The organism is Nocardioides sp. SLBN-35, assembly GCF_006715725.1.
GTDB lineage: Bacteria > Actinomycetota > Actinomycetes > Propionibacteriales > Nocardioidaceae > Nocardioides.
Genome location: NZ_VFNU01000001.1, coordinates 4,840,063 through 4,860,651 on the forward strand (window position 1 = coordinate 4,840,063; position 20,589 = coordinate 4,860,651).

Below are 20,589 nucleotides of genomic sequence, written 5' to 3' on the forward strand. Positions count from 1 at the left end.
CTTGTCCTTTGACTCGGTGGTTGAGGTGCGAGGAGCGCTAGCGACGAGCCTCGAAACCCTCAGTTCCACGAAAGCTGGGTGCCGCCGACGCGGGCGGCCTCGATCTCGGCCTGGTAGCCGGACTCGGCGTACGCGCGCATCGGGTCGGCCGGCAGGCCGCGCTCCTCGCGCCACGCGGCCAGGTCGGCGCGGACGTCGGTGTAGAAGGCGTCCATCAGCACGCCGTTGGCGCCGAGCACGTCGCCGGCCGACTGCGCGGCGTCGAGCGCGGCCCGGTCGACGAGCAGCGCGCGGGCGGTCATCTCCTGCACGTTGAGCACCGAGCGGATCTGGCCGGGGATCTTGTCCTCGACGTTGTGGCACTGGTCGAGCATGAACGCCACGTCGCTGCGCCCGTCGGGGTTGGCCGGGCCGTAGCCGCCGCCGCGGATCACCTCGAAGATGATCCGGAACAGCTGGAACGGGTCGGCCGCTCCGACGATCAGGTCGTCGTCGGCGTAGAAGCGCGAGTTGAAGTCGAAGGAGCCCAGCTTCCCGAGACGCAGCAGCTGCATCACGATGAACTCGATGTTGGTGCCCGGCGCGTGGTGGCCGGTGTCGAGACAGACCACGGCCCGCTCTCCGAGGGCGCTGACCTGGGCGTACGACGTGCCCCAGTCGGGGACGTCGGTGTGGTAGAACGCCGGCTCGAAGAACTTGTACTCCAGCACCAGTCGCTGCTCGGCGCCGATCCGGTCGTAGATCGCGGCGAGCGACTCGGCGAGACGGTCCTGCCGGCCGCGCAGGTCGGCCTGGCCGGGGTAGTTGCTGCCGTCGGCGAGCCAGATCTTCAGGTCGCGGGAACCGGTCGCGTTCATCACGTCGATGCACTCGAAGTGGTGGTCGATCGCCTTCTGGCGGACCTTCGGGTCGACGTGGGCGAGGGAGCCGAGCTTGTAGTCGTCGTCCTGGAAGGTGTTGGAGTTGATGGTGCCGAGCTCGACGCCCTGCTCCGCGGCGTAGGCGCGCAGCGCGGTGTAGTCGTCGACCTTGTCCCACGGGATGTGGAGGGCGACCTTCGGCGCGAGGCCGGTGAGGCGGTGCACGGTGGCGGCGTCGGCGATCTTCTCCTCGACCGAGCGCGGGGTGCCCGCGCTGCCGAAGACCTTGAAACGGGTGCCGGAGTTGCCGAACGCCCAGGAGGGGAGCTCGATGGCCTGGCCTTCGAGCTGAGCCGCGATGGCGGCGAAGTCGGTCATGAGTGGTGGCTTTCTGCGCGTGCCGTGGTGAGCTGGTCGTCGAGGTTGAAGACCTCGTGGAGAGCGACATTGCCTTCGTCGGGCGTGCCCTCGAGCTGGGTGAAGAACGGTGCCATGTCGGCCTGCCAGCGGGCGTTGACCTCGGTGGCGGCCATGGCGGCCTGAGCTGCGGCGAGGTCGTCGGACTCGACGTACCCGATCAGCAGCCCGTCGTCCCGCAGGAACAAGGAGTAGCTGCGCCAGCCGGTCTCCTCGAGCGCGGCGAGCATGTCGGGCCAGACGGCACGGTGACGCTCGACGTACTCGTCCATCCGGTCGGGACGGACCTGGAGGCTGAAGCAGTAGCGGGGCATGGTGGACCCTCTCCCTGTTCCTGCGGTGGCGGGATCAGAAGTGGAACTGGTCGATGTTGTCGGCGTTGAAGCGGAACGGGTCGCCGAGCAGCACGGTGGCGTCCTCACCGACCGTGAACTCGCCGAGGTCGCCGGCCTTGAAGGTGTCGCCCTCCTTACCGGTGATGTCGCCGTCGGCGAGCGCCTTGCCGGCGTACGCCGAGAGGTAGCCGAGCTCCTCCGGGTTCCACAGCGCGAACTCCTTGACGGTGCCGTCCTTGACGTAGTCACGCATCTGGTCGGGGGTGCCGAGGCCCGTGAGCGCGACCTTGCCCTTGGCGTCGGAGGTCGACAGGTAGCGGGCCGCGGCCGAGATGCCGACGGTGGTCGGCGAGATGATGCCCTTGAGGTTCGGGTGGTCGGCCAGCAGCGCCGCGGTCTTGTCGAACGAGGTCTGGTCGTCGTCGTCGCCGTAGACGGTGTCGACGAGCTTGATGTTCGGGTGGTCGGCCTCGAGGTCGGACTTGATGAGGTCGATCCAGGCGTTCTGGTTGGTGGCGTTCGCCGCCGCCGACAGGATGGCGATCTCTCCGCTGTCACCGATCTGCTCGGCGATCATGTCGACCTGGACCTTCGCGATGCCCTCGGCGGTGGCCTGGTTGATGAACAGGTCGCGGCACTCGGGGTCGGTGTCGGAGTCGAAGGTGACGACCTTCGTCCCGGCGTCGCGGGCGGCGTTGAGGGAGTCGCACAGCGCGGTCGGGTCGTTGGCCGAGATGATCAGGGCGTTCACGCCCTGGGCGGCGGCGGTGTCGATGTAGGAGACCTGCGCGTCGGGGCCGGCGGTGTCGGGACCCACCTCGGCGTACTTGCCGCCGAACTCCTTCACAGCCTTCTCGCCGCCGGCGTCGCTGGTCTCGAAGTACGGGTTTCCGAGGTTCTTCGGCAAGAAGGTGACCGTGGTGGCGTCACCGCCGCCGTTCGAGCCGCCCTCGTCGTCGCTGCCGCATGCGGCCAGGCCCAGGGTGGCGACCAGCGCCAGCGCTGCACCGGCAGCGAACCGCTTGGAGTGGATCCTCATTGAGCTACCTTTCGGGTGTGGTCGCCGGTGTCCGGCGTCTTCGTGGTGACCTCGGGAGTCACCGCCCGCCGCGGGAGCAGAGCCCGGATCCGCGGCAGGAAGTTGGAGGCGATCACCGAGCCCACGAGCAGCAGGCCGATGATGATCTGGATGACCTCGGAGCCCTGGCCGTCGAGCTGGAGCGCCGAGTTGAGGACGGCGATGAGGAGCACGCCGGCGATCACGCCGTGCAGGGCCCCGCGGCCGCCGAAGATGGAGACGCCGCCGAGCAGTACGCCCGCGATCACCTTGAGCTCGAAGCCGGAGCCGGTGTCGGTCGCGACCGAGTTGGACTTCAGGGCGACGTAGACCCCGGCGAGCGCGGCGACCGCGCCGCTGAGCGTGAACAGGATCAGCTTGGTGCGCGCGACGTCGACCCCGGAGAAGCGGGCTGCCTCGTCGCTCAGGCCGACCTCGAAGACGCTGCGTCCGAAGCTGGTGAAGTGGAGCAGGAGCCCGAACAGCACGGCCAGCACGACGATGACGAGCACGACGTTGGGGTACTGGGTGTCGCCGATGCGGTCGGTGGGCCAGCTGCGCAGCTCGCCGGGGAAGCCGGAGACGCGCTTGTCCTGGATCAGCCCCTCGGCCAGGCCACGGTAGAGCGCCAGGCTGCCGATGGTGACCGCGAGCGACGGCAGCCCGACGTACGCGACGAAGAAGCCGTTGAGCGCGCCGAGGAGGGCACCGACGCCGATCGCGACCAGCGCGGCGACGGGCACCGAGAGATCGTGCTCGACGACCAGGACGCCGGTGACCGCGGCGCTCGCGCCGAGGGTGCTCGCCACGGAGAGGTCGATCTCGCCGGTGATGATGATCAGCGTCATCGGCAGCGCCATCAGCAAGATGGGCGCGTACTCCTTGAGCAGGTTGTAGACGGTGAGCGGACCGTCGAAGTACTGCACGTTGCCGAGCGCGTAGAGGAACACCACGACCAGGGCCACGATGACCGCGGCCTCGCGGTTGAGCAGCAGCCGGGCGAGCAGGCCGCGCGAGTACGCCGGATAGGTGCGGGTCGCCCGCTCCGCCTGCGGCGCGTCGGGAGTCAGGGTGGTCATGCGTGGTCCCTCGCTTCCACGAGCTGCTGGGTCCGGCGGATGCTGAGCACGCGGTCGAGGACGATCGAGCCGATGATCAGCGCGCCGACGACGGCGCCCTGCCAGAACTCGCTGATGCCCAGGATCGGGAGTGCGCGGTTGATGGTGACGAGGAGGAAGGCGCCGATGGCGGCGCCCCAGACCGTGCCGCTGCCGCCGAAGATCGCGACGCCGCCGATCACGACCGCCGCAACGGCCTGCAGCTCGATGCCGGAGCCGGTGCCGGAGAAGGCGGTGGCGTAGCGGGCGGCGGAGAAGACGCCGGCCAGGCCGGCGAGGGCACCGCACAGGACGAAGGCGCCGAACACCCGTCGCGCGGTGGGCAGGCCGTAGAGGTCGGCGGCGTCGGGGTCGGAGCCGATCGCGTAGAGCTCGCGGCCACCGCGGGCGGTGTGCAGGTAGTAGCCGACGGCCGCGACGACGACGACCGCGATGATCGTCAGCACCGGGATGGTCAGCACCTGCTGGGTGCCCAGCTTCTCGAAGTGGGCCGGATAGTCCTGGGCGTTCATCCGGTCGCTGCCGACTTCGTGGGTCAGCGCGCCGCGCAGGACGTACATGGTGCCGAGCGTGATGACCAGGGCCGGCACCTTGAACAGCGTGACCAGCAGGCCGTTGAGGGCGCCGATCACGGCGCCGACGGCGAGCCCGGCCAGGAAGACCACGACCACCGAGGTGTCCGGGTTGGCCACGAAGATCTTGCCGGTGACGTAGGCCGTGATGCCGAGCGTCGAGCCCACGGACAGGTCGACGTTGCGCGTGACCACGACGACCATCTGGCCGACCGCGAGCAGCAGCAGGATCGACGGCGCCAGGAGCGTGTCGCGCCAGCCGTCGGCGCTCAGCACGAACGAGCTGCGCCGGGTCGTGGCCACCACGAGCAGTAGCGCCAGCACGATGACGATGGCGAGCTCCCGCGAACGGAGCACGGTGCGGGTCGCCCGGGTGACGGCGCTCTCGCGCGAGGGGGCGAGGGTCGAGGTGCTCATGCGGCCGGCTCCTTCGTCGCGGTCGTGGAGCGGGTGGCGGCGGCCATCACGTTCTCCGGAGTGGCCTCGTCGCGCGGGATGTCGGCGGTGATCCGGCCCTCGCAGACGACCAGCACACGGTCGGCCATGCCCAGCACCTCGGGGAGCTCGGAGGAGATCATCAGGATCGCGAGACCCTGGCCGGCCAGGTCGGACAGGAGCCGGTGCACCTCGGCCTTGGTGCCGACATCGATGCCACGGGTGGGCTCGTCGATGATCAGCAGCCGCGGATCGGTCGCCAGCCACTTGGCGATGACGACCTTCTGCTGGTTGCCGCCGCTCATGGTGGCGGCGCGCATGTCGAGCGCGCTCGTCTTGACCTCGAGGCGCGCGGCCCACGGGGCGGTCGCACGGTTCTCGGTGCGGGCGGTCAGCAGGCCGGCCCGGGCGAGGCCGCCGCGGATCACCGAGGCGATGTTCCTGGCGACCGATCCGTCGATGACCAGTCCCTGCTGCCGGCGGTCCTCGGGGACGAACGCCATGCCGGCGCGGATGGCGCGACGGGGGTTGCGCTGGGGAACCGGGCGGCCGGCGAGGGTCACCCGGCCGGCGTCGTACCCGTCGACACCGAAGACGGCGCGGGCGATCTCGCTGCGGCCGGCGCCGACCAGGCCGGCCAGACCCACGATCTCTCCGGCGCGGACCTGGAAGGAGACGTCGTGGAACTCTCCGGCGGAGCTGAGGCGCTCGACCTCGAGCACGACGTCGCCGATCGCGGCCGGGGTCTTCGGGAACAGCTCGGCGACCTCGCGCCCCACCATCTTGGCGACGATCTCGGCCTCGGTGGTCTCGGCGGTCCGGGACGTGGCGACGTAGGCGCCGTCGCGCATCACGGTCACCGTGTCGCACAGGTCGAAGACCTCGTCGAAGCGGTGCGAGATGAAGACCAGGGCGCGGCCCTCGTCGCGCAGGCTGCGCGCCACCGCGAAGAGCCGGGCGACCTCGTTGCCGCTGAGCGCCGCGGTGGGCTCGTCCATCACGAGCAGCTTCGCGTCGAGCGAGATCGCCTTGGCGATCTCGATCAGCTGCTGGTCGGCGATGGAGAGGCCGTTGGCGACGCGGCGCGGGTCGATGCTCACCCCGAGGCGGGCGAAGAGCGCCTCCGACTCGGCGTACATCCGGGGACGGTCGATGCGCCGGCCGCCGCGCAGGGGGTGGCGGCCCATGAAGATGTTCTCGGCGACCGAGAGGTCGGGGAACAGGGTCGGCTCCTGGTAGATCACGGCGACGCCCGCGGCCTTGGACTCGGCGGTCGACGCGAAGTCGACCGGCTCCCCCTGCAGCTCGAACTCGCCGGCGTCGCGGCGGTGCACGCCCGCGACGATCTTGACCAGGGTCGACTTCCCGGCGCCGTTCTCGCCGACGAGGGCGTGGATCGAGCCCGGGTCCACCTCGAGCGTCCCGGAGCGCAGGGCGACCACCGCGCCGAACGACTTGGCGACACCCCGCAGCGCGAGCGTCGGGCCCGTGCGCTCCTCGTGGTCGGACATCTCACTCCTCGCTCTCGACATTCACCTGATTGAAAGGTTTCAATGGCGAATGAGACGACGCTAGGTGACGGCCCTCACAAGCGTCAAGACGTGCCCCGAAACTTTCTTGAAACGAATCAACAATGAGACCGGTCACCCTGAGGAGGCCCTAGGGTGAGCCCAACCCTGAAGGAGAGCCGTGAGCATCAGCGACGCGCAACGCAGCATGTCCGTCAAGGACGTGGCGTCGGCCGCCGGCGTGTCGGTGGGGACCGTGTCCAACGTGCTCAACCGGCCCGAGAAGGTCTCCCCCGCCACCCTCGAGCACGTCCAGCAGGTCATCGCCGAGCTCGGCTTCGTGCGCAACGACGCCGCCCGCCAGCTCCGTGCCGGCACCAACCGTGCCGTCGGCATGGTCGTGCTCGACGTCCGCAACCCGTTCTTCACCGACGTCGCCCGCGGCGTCGAGCTGCGCCTCGGCGCCCACGGCCGACCGCTCATCCTCGGCAGCTCCGGGCAGGACGCCCAGCGTGAGTCGACCTACCTCGACCTCTTCGAGGAGCAGCGCGTCAGTGGGCTGTTGATCACCCCCGTCGGCAAGGTGCTCCCCCGGCTGCGCCGGCTGCGCGAGCGCGGGACTGCCGTGGTCGTGGTCGACCGTCGTACCGGCAGCCGCGAGTTCTCCTCGGTCGCCGTCGACGACCTCCGCGGCGGCCGCCTCGCCGCCGGCCACCTGCTCGACTCCGGCCGCCGGCACCTCGCCCTCATCGGCGGCCCGCGCGGGCTGAGCCAGGTCAAGCACCGCCTCCGCGGCGCCCAGGAGGCCGTCGACGCGGTCGACGGCGCCCGGCTCGACTTCGTCGAGACCGCAGCCATGGACGCCGCGGCCGGGCGCGAGGGCGCCGAGCGGCTCATGTCCGGCGCCCACCGCCCCGACGCGATCTTCGCCGCCAACGACCTGATCGCCCTCGGCGTCCTGCAGGCCCTGACCCTCGCAGGGTTCCGGGTCCCCGACGATGTCGCCATCCTCGGCTACGACGACATCGACTTCGCCGCCTCCGCCGCCATCCCGCTCAGCTCGATCCGCCAGCCGCGCGCCGAGATGGGCGCCGTGGCCACCGACCTGCTGCTCGCTGCGATCGAGGACCCAGGCGTGCAGGTGCGCGACATCGTGCTCGAGCCGGAGCTCGTCGTACGACGCTCGACCGGGGGCTGACCGGCGCGGATCGGACGAGCCAGGCTCGTCCGATCGGCGCCGATGACCCGGAACGCGGCGACCGCAGACGGTCAGGGATGGACGGGCGGGTGGTAGTCGAGCGTGCCGGCGAAGAACCAGAGCAGCCCCAGCACCAGGGGCAGGTGCACGAGGAACTGCACGAAGGTGAAGCCGACCAGGTGGCGTGCACGCAGCCCGAGGATGCCGAGCAGCGGCAGCATCCAGAACGGGTTGACCAGGTTGGGCAGGGCCTCGGCCGCGTTGTAGATCTGCACCGTCCACCCGAGGTGGGAGTGCATCGCGTTCGACGCGTCCATGACGTACGGCGCCTCGATGATCCACTTGCCGCCGCCCGAGGGGATGAAGAAGCCCAAGGTGGCGGAGTAGATCCCGATCACGAGCGCGAAGGTGCCAGTGGTCGAGAGGTTGACGAAGCCCTCGGAGATGAGGTGGGCGAGGGTGTCGCCGTCACCGGACTGCGCCCGGGTGAGGATCGCCGCGATGCCCGCGTAGAACGGGAACTGCACCAGGATCCCGGAGGTCGCCGGCACCGCGTTGGAGACGGCGTCGAGGAAGCTGCGAGGGCGCCAGTGGAGCAGCATGCCCAGGGCCAGGAACAGCAGGTTGTAGGTGTTGAGGTTCGAGATCACGACGATCGGGTCACCGCTCGCGAACTCACGGATCAGCCAGCCGGCCACGAGCAGGGCGACGACGATCGTGAGCAGCGGGCTGAACTCGAGCCAGTCCCCGGGCCGCTCGCGCATGCGCCGGGGCGCGGACCTCTCGCCGAGGTCGACGCCGAGCTCCTGCGCGGTGACCGCGTTGCGCTCGCTCGGCGCCGACAGGAACGAGACGGCGACGCTGACGACGAGGATGATCGCCGCGAGGGCCAGCGACTGCCACAAGAAGATGGTCTCCCGGAACGGGATCACCCCGGTGATCGCGAGCAGCTCGGGAGTCAGGCTGTCCGGGTTGGCCTGCAGCTGGGCGGCCGAGGAGCTGATGCCCAGCGCCCAGATGCCGCCGATGCCGAGGTACGCCGCCGCGCCGGCGGCCCGGTAGTCGACCTTGATGTCCTCGCGGCGCCCGACCGCCTTGGCCAACAGGCCGGCGAAGACCAGGCCGAAGCCCCAGTTGACCAGGGAGGTCGCGAGGCTGACCGAGGCGATGAAGGAGACCGCCGTGCGCCCGGTGCGGGGGATGGCGGCCAGCCGGGTGATCAGCCGGCTCGCCGGTGGGGAGGTCGCGACGACGTAGCCTGTGACGACGACCAGCGCCATCTGCATGGTGAACGGGATGAGGTCCCAGAAGCCGGTGCTGAAGCTGTCCGCGACCGCCGTGGCGGGCGCACCCATCACGAGCGCGGAGATCGCCGCGACCGCCACGGCGACCAGCGCGAAGACGAACGCGTCGGGGAACCACTTCTCGACGAAGTCGGCGAAGCGCAGAGCGAGCCGGGCCCAGGCGCCCTCGCGGACCTGGCCCTCGGGCTCGCGGGGCCCCGGGGCGGCGTCCTGGTCGACCGCGGTGCGCCGGCTCATCGGACCGCGCCTTCGGAACGCGGCGTGATCGGCAGCCGGCCGGCGATGCCGACGCCCTGCTCGAAGCGCGCGGCGTAGGAGAGCAGTCGCGCCTCCGAGCCGGGCCGGCCGACCAGCTGGACGCCGATGGGCAGGCCCTCCTGGTCCAGCCCGGCGGGCAGCGCGACGACGGGGCAACCGGTGAGCGAGATGCAGAAGGTGATGGCGATCCAGTCGATGTAGGTCGTCAGCTCGGTGCCGTCGATCTGCGCCGGCGAGGCCCACTCGACGGGGAACGGCGGCAGCGGGGCGCTCGGCACCACCAGCACGTCGTGGTCCTCGAAGAAGTCCGTCACCCGGTGCACGAGCGCTCCCCGCGCCCGCTCGGCCCACTGCACGTCGGCGACGGTCTGGGTGAGGCCCTTCTCGATGTTCCAGACGATGTCGGGCTTGATCAGCTCGCGGTGCCGCTCCAGGGTGCTGGCGTGCATGGTGGCGATCAGATGGGCACGCAGGATCTGGAAGGCGTCGTACGCGCCGCCGAAGTCGGGCTCGGCCTCGACGACCTCCGCACCCATCGCGGCGAAGTGGGCGAGGGCGTCGCGGGTGACCCGGCGCACGCCCTGGTCGACGGGCAGCACGCCCAGGTCCGGCGAGTACGCGACGCGCGCCGGGGCGTCGTACCGCTCCAGGGAAGCGAGGAAGGACGCAGGACGCTCCCGCCGGGTCAGCGGGTCGTGGGCGTCGTGGCCGACCATCGCGTCGAGCATGAGGGCGGCGTCGGCGACGTTGCGGGCCATCGGACCCTCGACCCACAAGGTGTCGAACGGGACGGCGGGGGTACGGCGGGGCACCCGGCCCGCCGTCGGCCGCACGCCGACGATGCCGTTGAACCCGGCCGGGGTGCGCAGCGACCCGCCCAGGTCGTTGCCGGTGGCCAGCCAGGCGGAGCCTGCGGCCAGGCACGCGGCCGCGCCACCGGATGAGCCGCCGACCGAGCGGCCCAGGTGCCAGGGGTTGCGACTGGCGCCGAACACCTCGTTGTAGGTGTGGCCGCCGGCGAACTCCGGCACGTTGGACTTGGCGTACGCGATCGCGCCGTTCTCCTCCAGGACGCGGACCATGGCGTCGGAGGTCTCGGCGACGGTGTCGGCGAAGATCGGCGAACCGAAGGTGGTGCGCTGGCCCGCGACGTCGTTGTAGTCCTTGATCGCGACCGGGAGGCCGGCCAGCAGGCCGCGGTCGGCCGGGTCCGGGCAGCTCCTCATCAGCGCCTCGGCCCGGGCCCGCGCCTGGTCGAAGAAGCGGATCGGCAGCGCGTTCACCTCGGCGTCCGCGTCGGCGACGTGCTCCTCGAGGGTCTTGACCAGCTCGAGCGGCGAGACCTCGCCTCGGCGGAGCAGGTCCACGACCTCGCGGGCGGTCCAGCGGATGATGTCGTTCACGACGACCTCCAGTTCGATCCGGGTTCAGAGATTCGCCTCAACTGTGGGCGCGGTCACACCTCTCGGGCAACAACCCCTGGCTAGATGGAGGATTTCGCCATAAGATCGGCGAATGCCCGTGAGTTCGCCCACCGATCTGGACCGCCGCATCGTGGCCGCGCTGATGGTCGACGGGCGCGCGCCGTGGACCAAGATCGCCGGCGCGCTCGGCGTGCCCGACCGCACGGTCACGCGTCGCGGCACCGCACTGCTGGAGTCCGGGGCGGTCGGCATCCATGCTCTCGCCGACCCGCACCGCACCGGGCGCGGCGACCCGTTCGTGGTCAGCCTGTCCTGCACCCCCGCCGTGGTGTGGCCGACCTGCGCCTCGATCGCGCGGCGTGGCGAGACCGTGACGACCTACGTCGTGTCCGGACGGGCCCAGTGCCTGGCGGACATGTGGTGCCCGGAGACCCGCCAGGCCCAGCTCTTCCTCCACGAGCTCGGCGCGACACCCGGCGTGACCGAGGTCGAGGTGGCGCCGGTGCTGCGCTACATCCAGACCCTCACCACCTGGGACCCGGGGATCCTCGAGCGGACCGAGGTGGACGCGCTGCGGGTCGGTGACCCGATCACCACCTGGCCGGTCTTCGGCGAGCCGGCCCGGTTGGACCGCGAGGACAAGGCACTCCTGCGCGGACTGGTCGAGGACGGTCGGCGTACCTTCGAGGAGCTCGGCCGGCTCGCGGGCGTCTCCGAGCAGACCACCGCCCGCCGCGTCGAGACGATGCGCGCCTCCGGCCTGGTCACGCTCCGCGCGGTGGTCGACCCGCGCGTCCTCGGCCTGCCCGTGGCCGCCCTGCTCCGCCTGCGGATCCGCCCGCCCGTAGTGGAGACCGTCGCGGCCGCTCTCACCGCGAGCCCGCACGTGCGCTACGCAGCCATGGTGATGGGCGAGCACCAGATCGTCGCCGACGTCCGGCTGCCGACCAAGGACGCCCTGCGCCAGCTCCTCACCGGCGCCGAGTGGACCGAGCACGTCGAGGCGATGGAGAGCTCGCTCATCCTCGACGTGCTCAAGCAGAGCGAGGTGCTCGCGTCGTCGCTGCGGTGAGATCGCGTCATCCCGCGTCGAGGTCGCGCAGCTCCCGGCGGCTCGTCAACGCCAGCTCCGCGCAGGACCCCGGGCCCGAGACCCAGCAGGTCCTCGATCTCGGGCAAGGCGTCGAGGGAAGCGTGGCGCTCAGGCCGGCGGGTCCCGGCACGCCACGAGCTCAGGGTCGAGACCCCGACCCGGACCCCCTCTCTCGAAGGCGGTCCGACAGCCAGGTGAGGGTGCGACGACGCTCACTCAGTCCACGGGCGAAGAGGTCGGCGAACTCTCCAGGCGCAGACCCCATGCGGACATCCTCCCCGAACCCGCTCGCCGCATGTCGACCTGTCGCCCGCCGGCGCGGCTGCCGGCGGTGTGAGGACGAGAGAAAGAAGCAGGGTTCCGGTGCCGAGTTTGTGCCGAGCTGCCCTCGCAGCCGCAGTCGGACGTGACCACCGACATCAGTGACGACCCGATCGGGCGAATCCGCGTGACCATCAGTATCGCGCAGGACGTTCACGCACGCCGACGTGACATTCGATGTGTGCAGAGTGGGGGACACGTCGTGCCCGGCTCCGTCGGTCAGGTCGCGCTGTCGCCGGTTCGTTGTCGCGGGCTAGGCTCCGGGACTGCGCCACCCGACCTTGTGTGCGGCGCCCACCGCCGCCAGCTGCGACGTCAGGCCGAGCTTGGCGAGGATCATCTTCACCTGGCTGCGGACCGTCGCCTCGGAGACCACACCGACATGGGCGATGTCACGGACCTGCATCCCCCGCATCAGTGCGCCCAGGATCTCTGCCTCCCGGCGCGTGAGCCGCTCGAGACGACTCGAGATGTCCCGATTGTCCGACCGGTGTCGGGCTGCAGCTGCGATCAGCTCGGCGCGGTCAGCCGCCGGCATCAACGCCAGGCCGTCGCGCGCCCGGCGCATGGCGCCGATGATCTGGTTCAACGACGACGACTTCAGCAGCACCGCTCGGGCTCCTCGATGCAGGCACTCCCCCCATTCCGGTGCACTGGGACTTCCCGTGAGCACGACGACCACCACCCCTGAAGCAGACAATGGCGCCACCAGTCGCGTCCCATCGCCGACCCGACCGAGACACAGGTCCAGCAGCACCACACGCGGAACGGTGCGCAGCGTCGCTGACAACACCGACGCCAGGGTCGCGCCAGGATCGGCCAGGTCGACACGCCGCACCGCGTAACCCTGGTGCTCCAAGGTCAACGCCACCGCCTCGGCGAACAGCACATGGTCATCGACGATCGTGATCCGCATCGCTGGTGCAAGAGACATGGAGGGGCCCACCGGTCCTGACGGTCGGAAGTACGACCTCGGCTCAGGCGCCCCCGGTGCACACGACCCGAGAACCGGTCGCGACCGACGAGACTGCTGCGGCTCGAAGACTTGATCTCTCGACGCTCCTCCCCACCAACCGTGCTGTCAACCCCGGCCCCGCCAGGCCGCCGGCTCCCTCGCGCTGCGCCCGTCCCGAGAAACGAGGGGAGCGCGTTTGACAGGGATCGCCAGGCGCTGAGGAGAACCGCGGACATGCCGAACGGAGGAATCCGTCCCTCCCCCGTCGCTAGCCCCCATCGTGGTGGCTGGCCGAACGACCTCACGTGTCGGCGGGACCCGCTCGAAAACGGACTGCGCTGACGCGCGTGAGGTGGTCGACGCCATCGCCCTCCGCAAAATCACGAAGCAGTAGCCGGGTATCGATCTGCCGGGAGGGTATGGCTGACGCAGTCGACGTACCGTTCGCGGACGTCGGCAAGGCCGCAGACTGGGGGGCGAGGTGGGCTCGCAGCTGTCCCCGCCTGCGGTCGGCTCACCAGGCACGGATCTGCCTCACTTCGAGCGCGGCCGACGTCAGTCAGACCAGTCGACCCCATACGAAAGAGATCCTCATGGACCCCCTGGACGAGACGCCTTCGCCCGAGACGCCGTTCGGGCTACTGATGGTCGACCAGCTCCACCGCATGGACCTGCCACTCGCGCTCGTGCCGCGCGAACACGAGCGCGCTCGTGACGCCGCGCACCGTCAACACGGCACACAGACCCCTCAGGTCAGCTTCGCAGGCACCTCTGGGTCCGGCTGTCACCGAGCAGTGCAGCAGACCCGCTCGGGCAGTTCGGCAACTCGGTTGGTGTGCCAGGCGTAGAGTGGCGATGACTGTCCATCACCGGTAACTCAACTCGGATGGGCCAGTCCGAGAGGCGGACGTCATGCCGACGTCGAACGGTGCTGATCTTCCTTTCCAGCCCGGACGCGGCTCGTTGCGGCTCCGGCTGGTCGAGCACCCCGGACGGAACCGTGTGGATGGCGGATGGTGGCCCCGAAGTCGCGACCTGGCGCTCGAGTTGGCCGACCTTGTCGACCACTTCCCGTTGCGGTTCGGCAAGGTGGGGAAAGTCTCGGCGTCACGCCCGGACTGGGTCGCGACGCCGACGCGCGTCGCTGTCGCGGACGGCTACGTGAAGGTGGGGTGGCTTCCCCAAGCCGACAGCCACGTCGTGAGACTCAAGACCGCGGACCGAGCCGTGCTCTACCTGCTCGTCGTCCCGCCAGACTTCACAGATGCCCAGGGCGCGGAAGCGCTGTTGGCCGCGTCGACCAACAGGAACAAGCACTGCGCGCGGGACATTCTCGACCTTGTCACCGAACACCCCGACGTCGATCCTGCCGACCATTGGACCGACAGCGGCGGGACGTGGTGGGAACCCCATGACGTCGCACCGTCGTTCCGACCAGGAAGGTAGCACCGTGTCCTTTCTCATGCTCTACGGTAGTGGCTGGACCCAGAGGTGGAGGATCGCCGCAGGTACGGAGGACGTCGTCCGCTCACAGATCTCCCAGGTCGGGAACGAGACCACCGGCGTGCTCAACGTTCTTGACCCTGGCTCGGACGACGAAGCGACCCTTGTGGTGTCGTGGGCCCGCGTCGCGGCTGCCGTAGTTCTCGACACGGCCGCCGAGGAACCAAGGAGCTCGACCGGGCAATACGCGTGAGATTGCACGACTGCACCTACGACGATGTCCGGCGAGCAGAGCGTGAGAGGCGTTGCGCTCTGGTGTTTGGGACAGTAGGGGTGGCGACCTCGCACTCACCGGAGGCGGGGCGCGAGAGCCGTGCCGAGTTCAGGGGTGGCGGAGCTGCTCGACGCTCAAGGTACGGTCGACGACTTGGCGGGCGACGTCCTTGACCGCGTGGTTGTTGCGGCGGCTGTACTCGCGCATCAAGCGGAACGCGTGGTCGACGTCGACCCCTGCGCTGGCCATCAGCACCCCCTTGGCCTGCTCGATCAGCACTCGGTTGTCAAGCGCGGTCTGGAGCTGCTCTGCGATCAGTCCGGACTGGCGGACGGCGCGCTCCTGGAGGAGCCCGATCGTCGCGATGTCAGCGAGCGCCTGACCCACCGCGACGTCGTCCTCACCCAGGGGGGAATCGGCTATGCAGAACAGGTTCATCGCGCCGACCACGGAGTCGCGCAGGCGCAGGGGAATCGCGTGGACGGACGCAAACCCGAGCTCGGCGAGAGCCGCGCTGAACCGTGGCCACCGCTCCCGGGACTCGGCGACGCCGACGTTGACGACCGCGTGACCGCTCTGGAGGCAGTCGAGGCATGGGCCCTCGTCGTTCTGGAGTTCGAGGAGCTCCAGAAGCTGGGCCCGATCGCTCGTGGAGGCCACGACATGCAGGACGCCACGGGCGTCGACCAAGATCACGCCCGCCGCATCGGCGTCGAGCAGCTCGACGCTCCGCTCCGTCAGGGTGGAGAGGAAGTCCAGTGCGTCGAACTCGTCGACAAGGGTGTCGGCGAGTTCGACGAAGACCCGTGCCAGCCTCTGCTCGCTCGTCATGGCGCTCGCCTCCCACGTCTTCGGGCCAGGCTCCGACGGCCGGTGCCTGTGTCAACCATCCTCGCTCTCCTCCGGGAGGATGCGAAGCCGTCCTGCGAGTACGTCGCGGGCGACGTCGAGCAGCGAGCGGCCCGATGCGAACGCATGGGCGCGCAGGAGCAGCAACGCCTCGGTCATGCCCACTGCGGCCTTGACCGCGAGGAAACCCGTGGCCTGGTGGACCTCGGCGCGGTAGGCCACCGGCGCGGCCAGGTCTGGATGCAGGCCGTCGAGAGACGGAATGCGGTCCTGCAGGTGGAGGAGCACGACCACGGCGGCTCCGCCGTAGGCGTGGGCGGTCGCGCACTGCTCCTGGTCGAGGCGGCCCGGCGTGGAGCGGTACATGCTCAGGCTGCCGAGCCGGACCCCGCCGACGCTGAGAGGTACCGCCGTGACCGCTTTGATCCCGGCCGCCAGTGCTGCCGTGGCGAACGCCGGCCAGCGCATCAGCACGCCGTCGTTGAGGTCGTCGCAGCCGACCACGCAGTCGGAGCGCGAAGCGTCGAGACTCGGCCCCTCACCGAGGTCGAACTGGATCTCCTCGAGACGGGAGGCGACGGGGCCGGACGAGCCGATCACCGCTTGGTGACCGGCGTCGTTCATGAGCGACATCCCCACGCCGGTCATCCTCAGCGACCGTGCGCAGTCGATGCACACCAGATCGGTCAGCGGCTCTCCGTCGCGATGCCGGGCGCCGATGGCCGCGAGGATCTGCGCCGTCGTCGTCACGCCTGCTCTCCCCTCTGCGCCTAGGACTGCAGGAGTAGCCTTGAGAGCAAAGGCCACCTCGGACCCCGGCGGCGCGATCTGCAACAGCCGGGAGCATTCATGTCGACCACCGATCCTCGAGGTGCGGTGCCCCGCAGCGACTACGGCGAGCTGGTGCGGGAGATCCGGCGACGGGGACTCCTCCACCCTAGACCGGGCTTCTACATCCGCGTCGGCGCCCTCGCTCTGGGGGCGCTCGCCGCCCTGGTGCTGCTCCTGTTCGTGCTTCGCGACTCGTGGTGGGCGCTCCTGCTCGCGCCCGCGTTCGGCGTCGTCTCAGCACAGATCGCGTTCCTCTCCCACGACGCCGCGCACCGCCAGGTGGTCCGCGGCCGCGGACTGACGACGGCGCTCTGCCTGACGCTCGGCAACCTGCTCAACGGGCTCAGCTACGGGTGGTGGGTCGCCAAGCACGACGCGCACCACGCGCACCCCAATGACCTGGACGCCGATCCGGACGTCGCCGTCGGCGTGTTCGTCTTCGACACGGACCAGGCGGGCGAACGCCGCGGCCGGTCGGCTTGGATGACCCGGCACCAGGCCGCACTGTTCTTCCCGCTGCTCACGCTCGAGGGGTTCAACCTGCGGGCCGAGGGTGTGCGCGCGCTGCTGCGTTCCGGCATCGCGCATCGGTGGGCCGAGGGCCTGCTGTTGCTCGGTCACCTCGTGCTCTACCTGGCACTCGTGGTCAGCACTCTGACCTGGCTCCAGGGCATCGCCTTCGTGCTCATTCACCAGGCGGTGCTCGGCGTCTATCTCGGCAGCTCGTTCGCTCCGTCTCACAAGGGAATGCCGGTGCCCACCGCCGAGGAAGCCGCTGACCCGCTGCTGCGCCAGGTGGTGTGCTCGCGCAACATCCGCGGCGGCCCCTTCGTCGACCTCGCGCTCGGCGGCCTCAACCTCCAGATCGAGCACCACCTGTTCCCCAGCATGCCGCGTCCCAACCTCAGGCTCGCTCGGCCGGTGGTGCGCCGGCACTGCCAGGAGCGGGGGATCCCCTACGCCGAGACGACTCTGCTTGCGTCGTACGGGCTGGCGCTGGAGCACCTCCACCAGGTCGGAGCTGCCGCACCTGCACCGTCAGCACCACGAAGGAAGGCAACGCCATGATCATCCACGACCGGGTTCCGCTGAGGATCTCGCTCAACCCAGGATCGCCGACCCGACGCCTCGACGGGGCCTGGTGGCCCCAGTCGCGCGACCTCCAGGCCGAGTGCGCCGACCTCATCGACAACTTCCCGAGCTCTGTCGGCCGCCCCGCGCGCCTGTTGTTCTCCCGCCCGGACTGGGAGGCCGAGCCCGACCGGCCCTCCGCCCGCCAGATCCTGGCGCGGCGCGGGCCCGTCAAGGTGGGTTCGTTCCCCGAGGACGACACCCACCTGATGACCGTCGTCCTGTCCTCGCGCGAACGTCTCGACCTGCTCGTGATCCCTGGCGACACAGACGCCGCGACCGCGCGAGCCCTGATGGCGAGGGCCACCGACGAGCGCAACGTGCGCTCGGCGGCAGACCTGCTCGCAACAACGACAGCCGACCGCAGCGACGAGCGAGCGGAACCCGCAGAAGCGACCTGGGAGAACGAGGGCGGCACTCGCCGGCACGCGTCGAGATCGGAGCCTGGTCACGATGACCCGAGTCGGCCTCGGGACCTGGGAAGTCGACCATGACTACATCCGATTCATCCATGCCGGGGCCCCGGGCGGCGAGGGTCCCGCTGCGGATCCTGCTCGACAACGGGTTCCCCTCCGGTCCTCTCGACGGTGCATGGTGGCCTCAGTCGAGAGACCTCCAGATCGAGTGTGCCGATCTGATCGACCATCTCCCCGGCCTGGTCGGCCTGCCTTCTCGACTACTCTTCTCCCGCCCCGACTGGGATGCCCTCGCGGAGGGCGCGTCACTGCGCACGATCACTGCGAGCGGTGGCGCTGTCACGGTGGGCTCCTTCCCCACCGACGACACCCACCTGCTGATTGTCGTGACGTCCTCGGGAGAGCGACTTCATCTGCTCGTCATTCCGAGTACGACCGAGAACGATGTCGCTGAGGATCTCATGCGGCGTGCCGCCGACGAACGCAACTCGAGCTCAGCAAATACTCTGCTCGAGACCGCGCGCAGCCACTTCGGCGGCGTCGTGCCGTTCGGGATGAGTGTCTGGGAGGACAACGGCAGTACTGAGAATCGTGGTGTTCCCTCCCCACTCTGACGAACCCTCGATCCGGTGGTGGTCCCCTAGGCTGCCATCACCAGCGTGCACTTCTCTCAGCCGCGTGCCGCCTTGTCGCGCCTGCTTCGGCGGAGCCTGAGCCGAAGCTGGGCGATGCGACCGATCCCGACGACGGAAGATGATCAGCATCGACAGCAGGATCAGCGCGACGCCGACGGCCAGCCGAGCCGCACTCAGGCCGGTGACACGGGGTCGTCTCGGCGCGGCCGGCGACCGGGACACGGGTCTCGTTGCGTTCCCGGTAGGCGAAGTCCGGTCGCTGCTCGGCGCCGCGGGGTCGGTGGTCATCGGGTCACCGGGTCGCCCGGTTGGCGCGTCTCGAGATCGACCTCCAGGCGATGGCGATGATCGCGACCCACAGGAGGGTTCCGACGATCCACAACCATGCGGTCACGCCGTCAGCCCTCGCGTTGCGGTCGCGGCCGGGCGCCAGCCCGCTCGATGAGCAGCGCCGACGGCCGCGAGCTGTGACCCCAGCTCGAGCTTGCTGAGGATCGATTTGACCTGAGCCCGCACCGTGGCCACGGCGACCACATTCGAGCGGGCGATCTCAGATACCAGGTCGCCGCTCATCAGCGCACCGAGAACCTCCATCTCTCGTCGGGTCAACCGGTCCAATCGCGCCCGGATGGCCCGTACCTCGTCCTGGTCGGCGAGTGCAGCCCCGATCAGGGCAGTGCGCAGTTCTCGGCTCATCAGCGGCAGACCATCACGGACCCGCCCAGCCGTACCGACCAAGTCCTCCAGGGAGCAGGACTTGTGCAGGACATCCTTGGCACCCTGATGCACCGCGGCACCCCACCGAGCCTTATCGGTGCTTTCGGTCAAGAGCACCACCGTCGCGCCGGAGGCAGTGAGAGGCATGACAAGGCGAAGGCCGTCGCCCACCGTTCCCAGGCGTTGCTCGAGCAAGACGAGCCGTGCAGCGCTACGAGCCGCAGCGGCCAGCACCGTGGCCATCGACGCGTGCGGTCCACCGGGGTCGATCACAGTGACGATGAAGCCCTCGGACTCCAAGGCCACCGCAACGGAATCAGCAAAGAGCACGTGACGATCGATGATCGTGATCCGGACCGGTCGCCGGTGGACGCCGTCCCAAGCCGCCTCGGCCGTCGCCCCACCATGATGTGGGCCGGAACCGCTTGGCACCCATCCTGGTTTCGGCCATGCCCGAACAGAGACCGGCTGCGGCAGCCCCGGCGATCCCAACAGTCCCGATCGCGTCGGCAACTCCGACATGTCTCCCCCTGGCGCGTAAGTACGCGATACTCGCGGGGTCCAGGCGGGTCTGTGTCTGACTTCCTACCACCTCGAACGGTGCTGCGCCAGGACTGATCTGTGATCGACGATTCCTGGGCCGAGTACGGCTCGCTGATCGACGCCTCGGCGGAGGTCCAACGCACTGAGCTGCGTTCTGCTGCGTACCTGGGCCAAGGAGAAGCTGGCTTCGGTGCCGTACACAGTCACTCAGAAGTGGTGGGTCCTCACGGTGCCCGGGGCGGAGTCGGTGAGAACTCTCCTTGGCGCCTCAGCCAGGTCGCGCAGGTCGAGGTCGGCCAGCCAAGCCCGAACGAGGTCGGGGAACGGGCTTGCTACGGTGAGCCGGCCGCCGGTGCCGTACCCGGACCTCTTGACCAGGCGCTCCTTGAGCAGCGCTGGCGCGAGGGCCGGTGAATCGGCGGTGGCTTCCACCTTCCGCAACGGGCCGTCGACGTCGCGGTAGCGAGCCTGGGCGACCGAGCGTGCGCCCCGGGTTCGCACGTGGATGTCCCCGTAGGTACCGACGACGGTGCGCGGTCGGCCGCCGGTCATGCCGAGTCTCGACGGGGCGAGGGGTGTCGGGCCGCGTCGTCCGCTTCCAGCCAGGCGAGCCAGGCCTCGATCTCGCTCGACCGGAAGCGGAGCTCGCGACCGACCCGGAATCCGCGGGGTCCGCGGCCGTGGCTGCGCAGGTCGTAGAGGGTCTGCGCGGGGACGTGCAGGCGCTCGGCGAGCTCCGACAGGGTCAGGACGGACTCGAGGTCCTCCGGGCTGCTGTGCGTGGTGTCCATGCAGGACAGGTGCACGAGAGGCGCCGAGACGGCGAGCAGCCGGTTCGAAGCACGGCCAGAGAGGTCAGCGCGACACGTGAAGTGTCGAGCAAAAGACGAGACAG

At 69.8% G+C, this 20,589-nt stretch carries 21 protein-coding genes; 7 read left to right on the plus strand and 14 right to left on the minus strand.

What is annotated here, in order from left to right:
* Positions 1-59 precede the first annotated feature (59 nt).
* From rhaI to FBY23_RS23325, 6 genes are read right to left on the minus strand one after another with little or no spacing between them, the layout of a single operon-like run.
* Positions 60-1,238, minus strand: a complete 1,179-nt coding sequence (rhaI, locus tag FBY23_RS23300) for an L-rhamnose isomerase (RefSeq protein ID WP_141800315.1) — start codon at positions 1,236-1,238, stop codon at positions 60-62.
* Positions 1,235-1,591, minus strand: a complete 357-nt coding sequence (locus FBY23_RS23305) for an L-rhamnose mutarotase (RefSeq protein WP_141800316.1) — start codon at positions 1,589-1,591, stop codon at positions 1,235-1,237. The genes rhaI and FBY23_RS23305 overlap by 4 nt, the downstream gene beginning before the upstream one ends.
* Positions 1,592-1,625: 34 nt before the next feature.
* A complete protein-coding gene (gene rhaS, locus FBY23_RS23310) occupies positions 1,626-2,651 on the minus strand; it encodes a rhamnose ABC transporter substrate-binding protein (RefSeq protein WP_141800317.1) in 1,026 nt (341 codons plus the stop codon).
* Positions 2,648-3,748 (minus strand): ABC transporter permease, encoded by a 1,101-nt coding sequence (locus FBY23_RS23315; protein ID WP_141800318.1) that lies wholly within the window; start codon positions 3,746-3,748, stop codon positions 2,648-2,650. Before FBY23_RS23315 ends, rhaS begins: the two co-directional genes overlap by 4 nt.
* Complete coding sequence (locus tag FBY23_RS23320; protein WP_141800319.1) at positions 3,745-4,776, minus strand: ABC transporter permease; 1,032 nt, start codon at positions 4,774-4,776, stop codon at positions 3,745-3,747. Before FBY23_RS23320 ends, FBY23_RS23315 begins: the two co-directional genes overlap by 4 nt.
* Positions 4,773-6,305, minus strand: coding sequence for a sugar ABC transporter ATP-binding protein (locus FBY23_RS23325; RefSeq protein ID WP_141800320.1), 1,533 nt, complete (start codon positions 6,303-6,305; stop codon positions 4,773-4,775). The genes FBY23_RS23320 and FBY23_RS23325 overlap by 4 nt, the downstream gene beginning before the upstream one ends.
* Positions 6,306-6,483: 178 nt before the next feature.
* Between FBY23_RS23325 and FBY23_RS23330 the strand changes: the two genes are divergently transcribed.
* The gene (locus tag FBY23_RS23330) at positions 6,484-7,500 is read left to right on the plus strand and encodes a LacI family DNA-binding transcriptional regulator (RefSeq protein WP_260806518.1); all 1,017 of its coding nucleotides are present in this window, start codon (positions 6,484-6,486) and stop codon (positions 7,498-7,500) included.
* A gap of 71 nt (positions 7,501-7,571) precedes the next feature.
* On the opposite strand, the gene FBY23_RS23335 is transcribed toward FBY23_RS23330, so the two are convergent.
* Both FBY23_RS23335 and FBY23_RS23340 read right to left on the minus strand, forming a co-directional pair.
* Entirely contained in the window at positions 7,572-9,041 is a 1,470-nt protein-coding gene (locus FBY23_RS23335; protein WP_141800321.1) for a short-chain fatty acid transporter, read from the minus strand.
* Positions 9,038-10,465, minus strand: a complete 1,428-nt coding sequence (locus tag FBY23_RS23340; RefSeq protein ID WP_141800322.1) for an amidase — start codon at positions 10,463-10,465, stop codon at positions 9,038-9,040. Before FBY23_RS23340 ends, FBY23_RS23335 begins: the two co-directional genes overlap by 4 nt.
* A 112-nt stretch (positions 10,466-10,577) precedes the next feature.
* Between FBY23_RS23340 and FBY23_RS23345 the strand changes: the two genes are divergently transcribed.
* Positions 10,578-11,558: an Lrp/AsnC family transcriptional regulator gene (locus FBY23_RS23345; RefSeq protein ID WP_141800323.1), complete on the plus strand. Its 981-nt coding sequence runs from the start codon at positions 10,578-10,580 to the stop codon at positions 11,556-11,558.
* A 595-nt stretch (positions 11,559-12,153) separates the two neighbouring features.
* On the opposite strand, the gene FBY23_RS23350 is transcribed toward FBY23_RS23345, so the two are convergent.
* The gene (locus tag FBY23_RS23350) at positions 12,154-12,816 is read right to left on the minus strand and encodes a response regulator transcription factor (protein ID WP_260806519.1); all 663 of its coding nucleotides are present in this window, start codon (positions 12,814-12,816) and stop codon (positions 12,154-12,156) included.
* A gap of 951 nt (positions 12,817-13,767) precedes the next feature.
* Between FBY23_RS23350 and FBY23_RS23355 the strand changes: the two genes are divergently transcribed.
* Together FBY23_RS23355 and FBY23_RS23360 are read left to right on the plus strand one after the other, a co-directional pair.
* Complete coding sequence (locus FBY23_RS23355) at positions 13,768-14,301, plus strand: DUF5994 family protein (RefSeq protein ID WP_141800324.1); 534 nt, start codon at positions 13,768-13,770, stop codon at positions 14,299-14,301.
* 4 nt (positions 14,302-14,305) lie between these two features.
* A complete protein-coding gene (locus tag FBY23_RS23360; protein ID WP_141800325.1) occupies positions 14,306-14,551 on the plus strand; it encodes a hypothetical protein in 246 nt (81 codons plus the stop codon).
* A gap of 129 nt (positions 14,552-14,680) precedes the next feature.
* Here FBY23_RS23360 and FBY23_RS23365 read toward each other — a convergent pair whose 3' ends face one another.
* The gene (locus tag FBY23_RS23365; RefSeq protein ID WP_141800326.1) at positions 14,681-15,403 is read right to left on the minus strand and encodes a GAF and ANTAR domain-containing protein; all 723 of its coding nucleotides are present in this window, start codon (positions 15,401-15,403) and stop codon (positions 14,681-14,683) included.
* Between the two features lie 51 nt (positions 15,404-15,454).
* Positions 15,455-16,255: a GAF and ANTAR domain-containing protein gene (locus FBY23_RS23370; protein ID WP_160158346.1), complete on the minus strand. Its 801-nt coding sequence runs from the start codon at positions 16,253-16,255 to the stop codon at positions 15,455-15,457.
* Between the two features lie 15 nt (positions 16,256-16,270).
* Between FBY23_RS23370 and FBY23_RS23375 the strand changes: the two genes are divergently transcribed.
* The 3 genes from FBY23_RS23375 to FBY23_RS23385 are packed head-to-tail and all read left to right on the plus strand — an operon-like array spanning position 16,271 to position 18,413.
* Positions 16,271-17,320, plus strand: a complete 1,050-nt coding sequence (locus tag FBY23_RS23375) for an acyl-CoA desaturase (protein WP_141800328.1) — start codon at positions 16,271-16,273, stop codon at positions 17,318-17,320.
* Complete coding sequence (locus FBY23_RS23380; protein WP_141800329.1) at positions 17,317-17,877, plus strand: DUF5994 family protein; 561 nt, start codon at positions 17,317-17,319, stop codon at positions 17,875-17,877. Before FBY23_RS23375 ends, FBY23_RS23380 begins: the two co-directional genes overlap by 4 nt.
* Positions 17,878-17,894: 17 nt before the next feature.
* Positions 17,895-18,413 (plus strand): DUF5994 family protein, encoded by a 519-nt coding sequence (locus FBY23_RS23385; RefSeq protein ID WP_141800330.1) that lies wholly within the window; start codon positions 17,895-17,897, stop codon positions 18,411-18,413.
* Positions 18,414-18,824: 411 nt separating this feature from the next.
* On the opposite strand, the gene FBY23_RS23390 is transcribed toward FBY23_RS23385, so the two are convergent.
* The 3 genes from FBY23_RS23390 to FBY23_RS23400 form a co-directional block, all read right to left on the minus strand.
* Entirely contained in the window at positions 18,825-19,673 is an 849-nt protein-coding gene (locus tag FBY23_RS23390; protein WP_141800331.1) for a LuxR C-terminal-related transcriptional regulator, read from the minus strand.
* 228 nt (positions 19,674-19,901) lie between these two features.
* Positions 19,902-20,246, minus strand: a complete 345-nt coding sequence (locus tag FBY23_RS23395) for a hypothetical protein (RefSeq protein ID WP_141800332.1) — start codon at positions 20,244-20,246, stop codon at positions 19,902-19,904.
* On the minus strand, positions 20,243-20,485 hold the full coding sequence (locus FBY23_RS23400; protein ID WP_141800333.1) for an AlpA family transcriptional regulator: 243 nt from the start codon (positions 20,483-20,485) through the stop codon (positions 20,243-20,245). Before FBY23_RS23400 ends, FBY23_RS23395 begins: the two co-directional genes overlap by 4 nt.
* Positions 20,486-20,589 lie beyond the last annotated feature (104 nt).

Excerpts from the sequence above, each read along its gene's own strand:
- rhaI (WP_141800315.1), bottom strand. The coding sequence starts at position 1,238 with ATGACCGACTTCGCCGCCATCGCGGCTCAGCTCGAAGGCCAGGCCATC.
- FBY23_RS23305 (WP_141800316.1), bottom strand. The coding sequence starts at position 1,591 with ATGCCCCGCTACTGCTTCAGCCTCCAGGTCCGTCCCGACCGGATGGAC.
- rhaS (WP_141800317.1), bottom strand. The coding sequence starts at position 2,651 with ATGAGGATCCACTCCAAGCGGTTCGCTGCCGGTGCAGCGCTGGCGCTG.
- FBY23_RS23315 (WP_141800318.1), bottom strand. The coding sequence starts at position 3,748 with ATGACCACCCTGACTCCCGACGCGCCGCAGGCGGAGCGGGCGACCCGC.
- FBY23_RS23320 (WP_141800319.1), bottom strand. The coding sequence starts at position 4,776 with ATGAGCACCTCGACCCTCGCCCCCTCGCGCGAGAGCGCCGTCACCCGG.
- FBY23_RS23325 (WP_141800320.1), bottom strand. The coding sequence starts at position 6,305 with ATGTCCGACCACGAGGAGCGCACGGGCCCGACGCTCGCGCTGCGGGGT.
- FBY23_RS23335 (WP_141800321.1), bottom strand. The coding sequence starts at position 9,041 with ATGAGCCGGCGCACCGCGGTCGACCAGGACGCCGCCCCGGGGCCCCGC.
- FBY23_RS23345 (WP_141800323.1), top strand. The coding sequence starts at position 10,578 with ATGCCCGTGAGTTCGCCCACCGATCTGGACCGCCGCATCGTGGCCGCG.
- FBY23_RS23350 (WP_260806519.1), bottom strand. The coding sequence starts at position 12,816 with ATGCGGATCACGATCGTCGATGACCATGTGCTGTTCGCCGAGGCGGTG.
- FBY23_RS23355 (WP_141800324.1), top strand. The coding sequence starts at position 13,768 with ATGCCGACGTCGAACGGTGCTGATCTTCCTTTCCAGCCCGGACGCGGC.
- FBY23_RS23365 (WP_141800326.1), bottom strand. The coding sequence starts at position 15,403 with ATGACGAGCGAGCAGAGGCTGGCACGGGTCTTCGTCGAACTCGCCGAC.
- FBY23_RS23375 (WP_141800328.1), top strand. The coding sequence starts at position 16,271 with ATGTCGACCACCGATCCTCGAGGTGCGGTGCCCCGCAGCGACTACGGC.
- FBY23_RS23380 (WP_141800329.1), top strand. The coding sequence starts at position 17,317 with ATGATCATCCACGACCGGGTTCCGCTGAGGATCTCGCTCAACCCAGGA.
- FBY23_RS23385 (WP_141800330.1), top strand. The coding sequence starts at position 17,895 with ATGCCGGGGCCCCGGGCGGCGAGGGTCCCGCTGCGGATCCTGCTCGAC.
- FBY23_RS23390 (WP_141800331.1), bottom strand. The coding sequence starts at position 19,673 with ATGTCGGAGTTGCCGACGCGATCGGGACTGTTGGGATCGCCGGGGCTG.
- FBY23_RS23395 (WP_141800332.1), bottom strand. The coding sequence starts at position 20,246 with ATGACCGGCGGCCGACCGCGCACCGTCGTCGGTACCTACGGGGACATC.
- FBY23_RS23400 (WP_141800333.1), bottom strand. The coding sequence starts at position 20,485 with ATGGACACCACGCACAGCAGCCCGGAGGACCTCGAGTCCGTCCTGACC.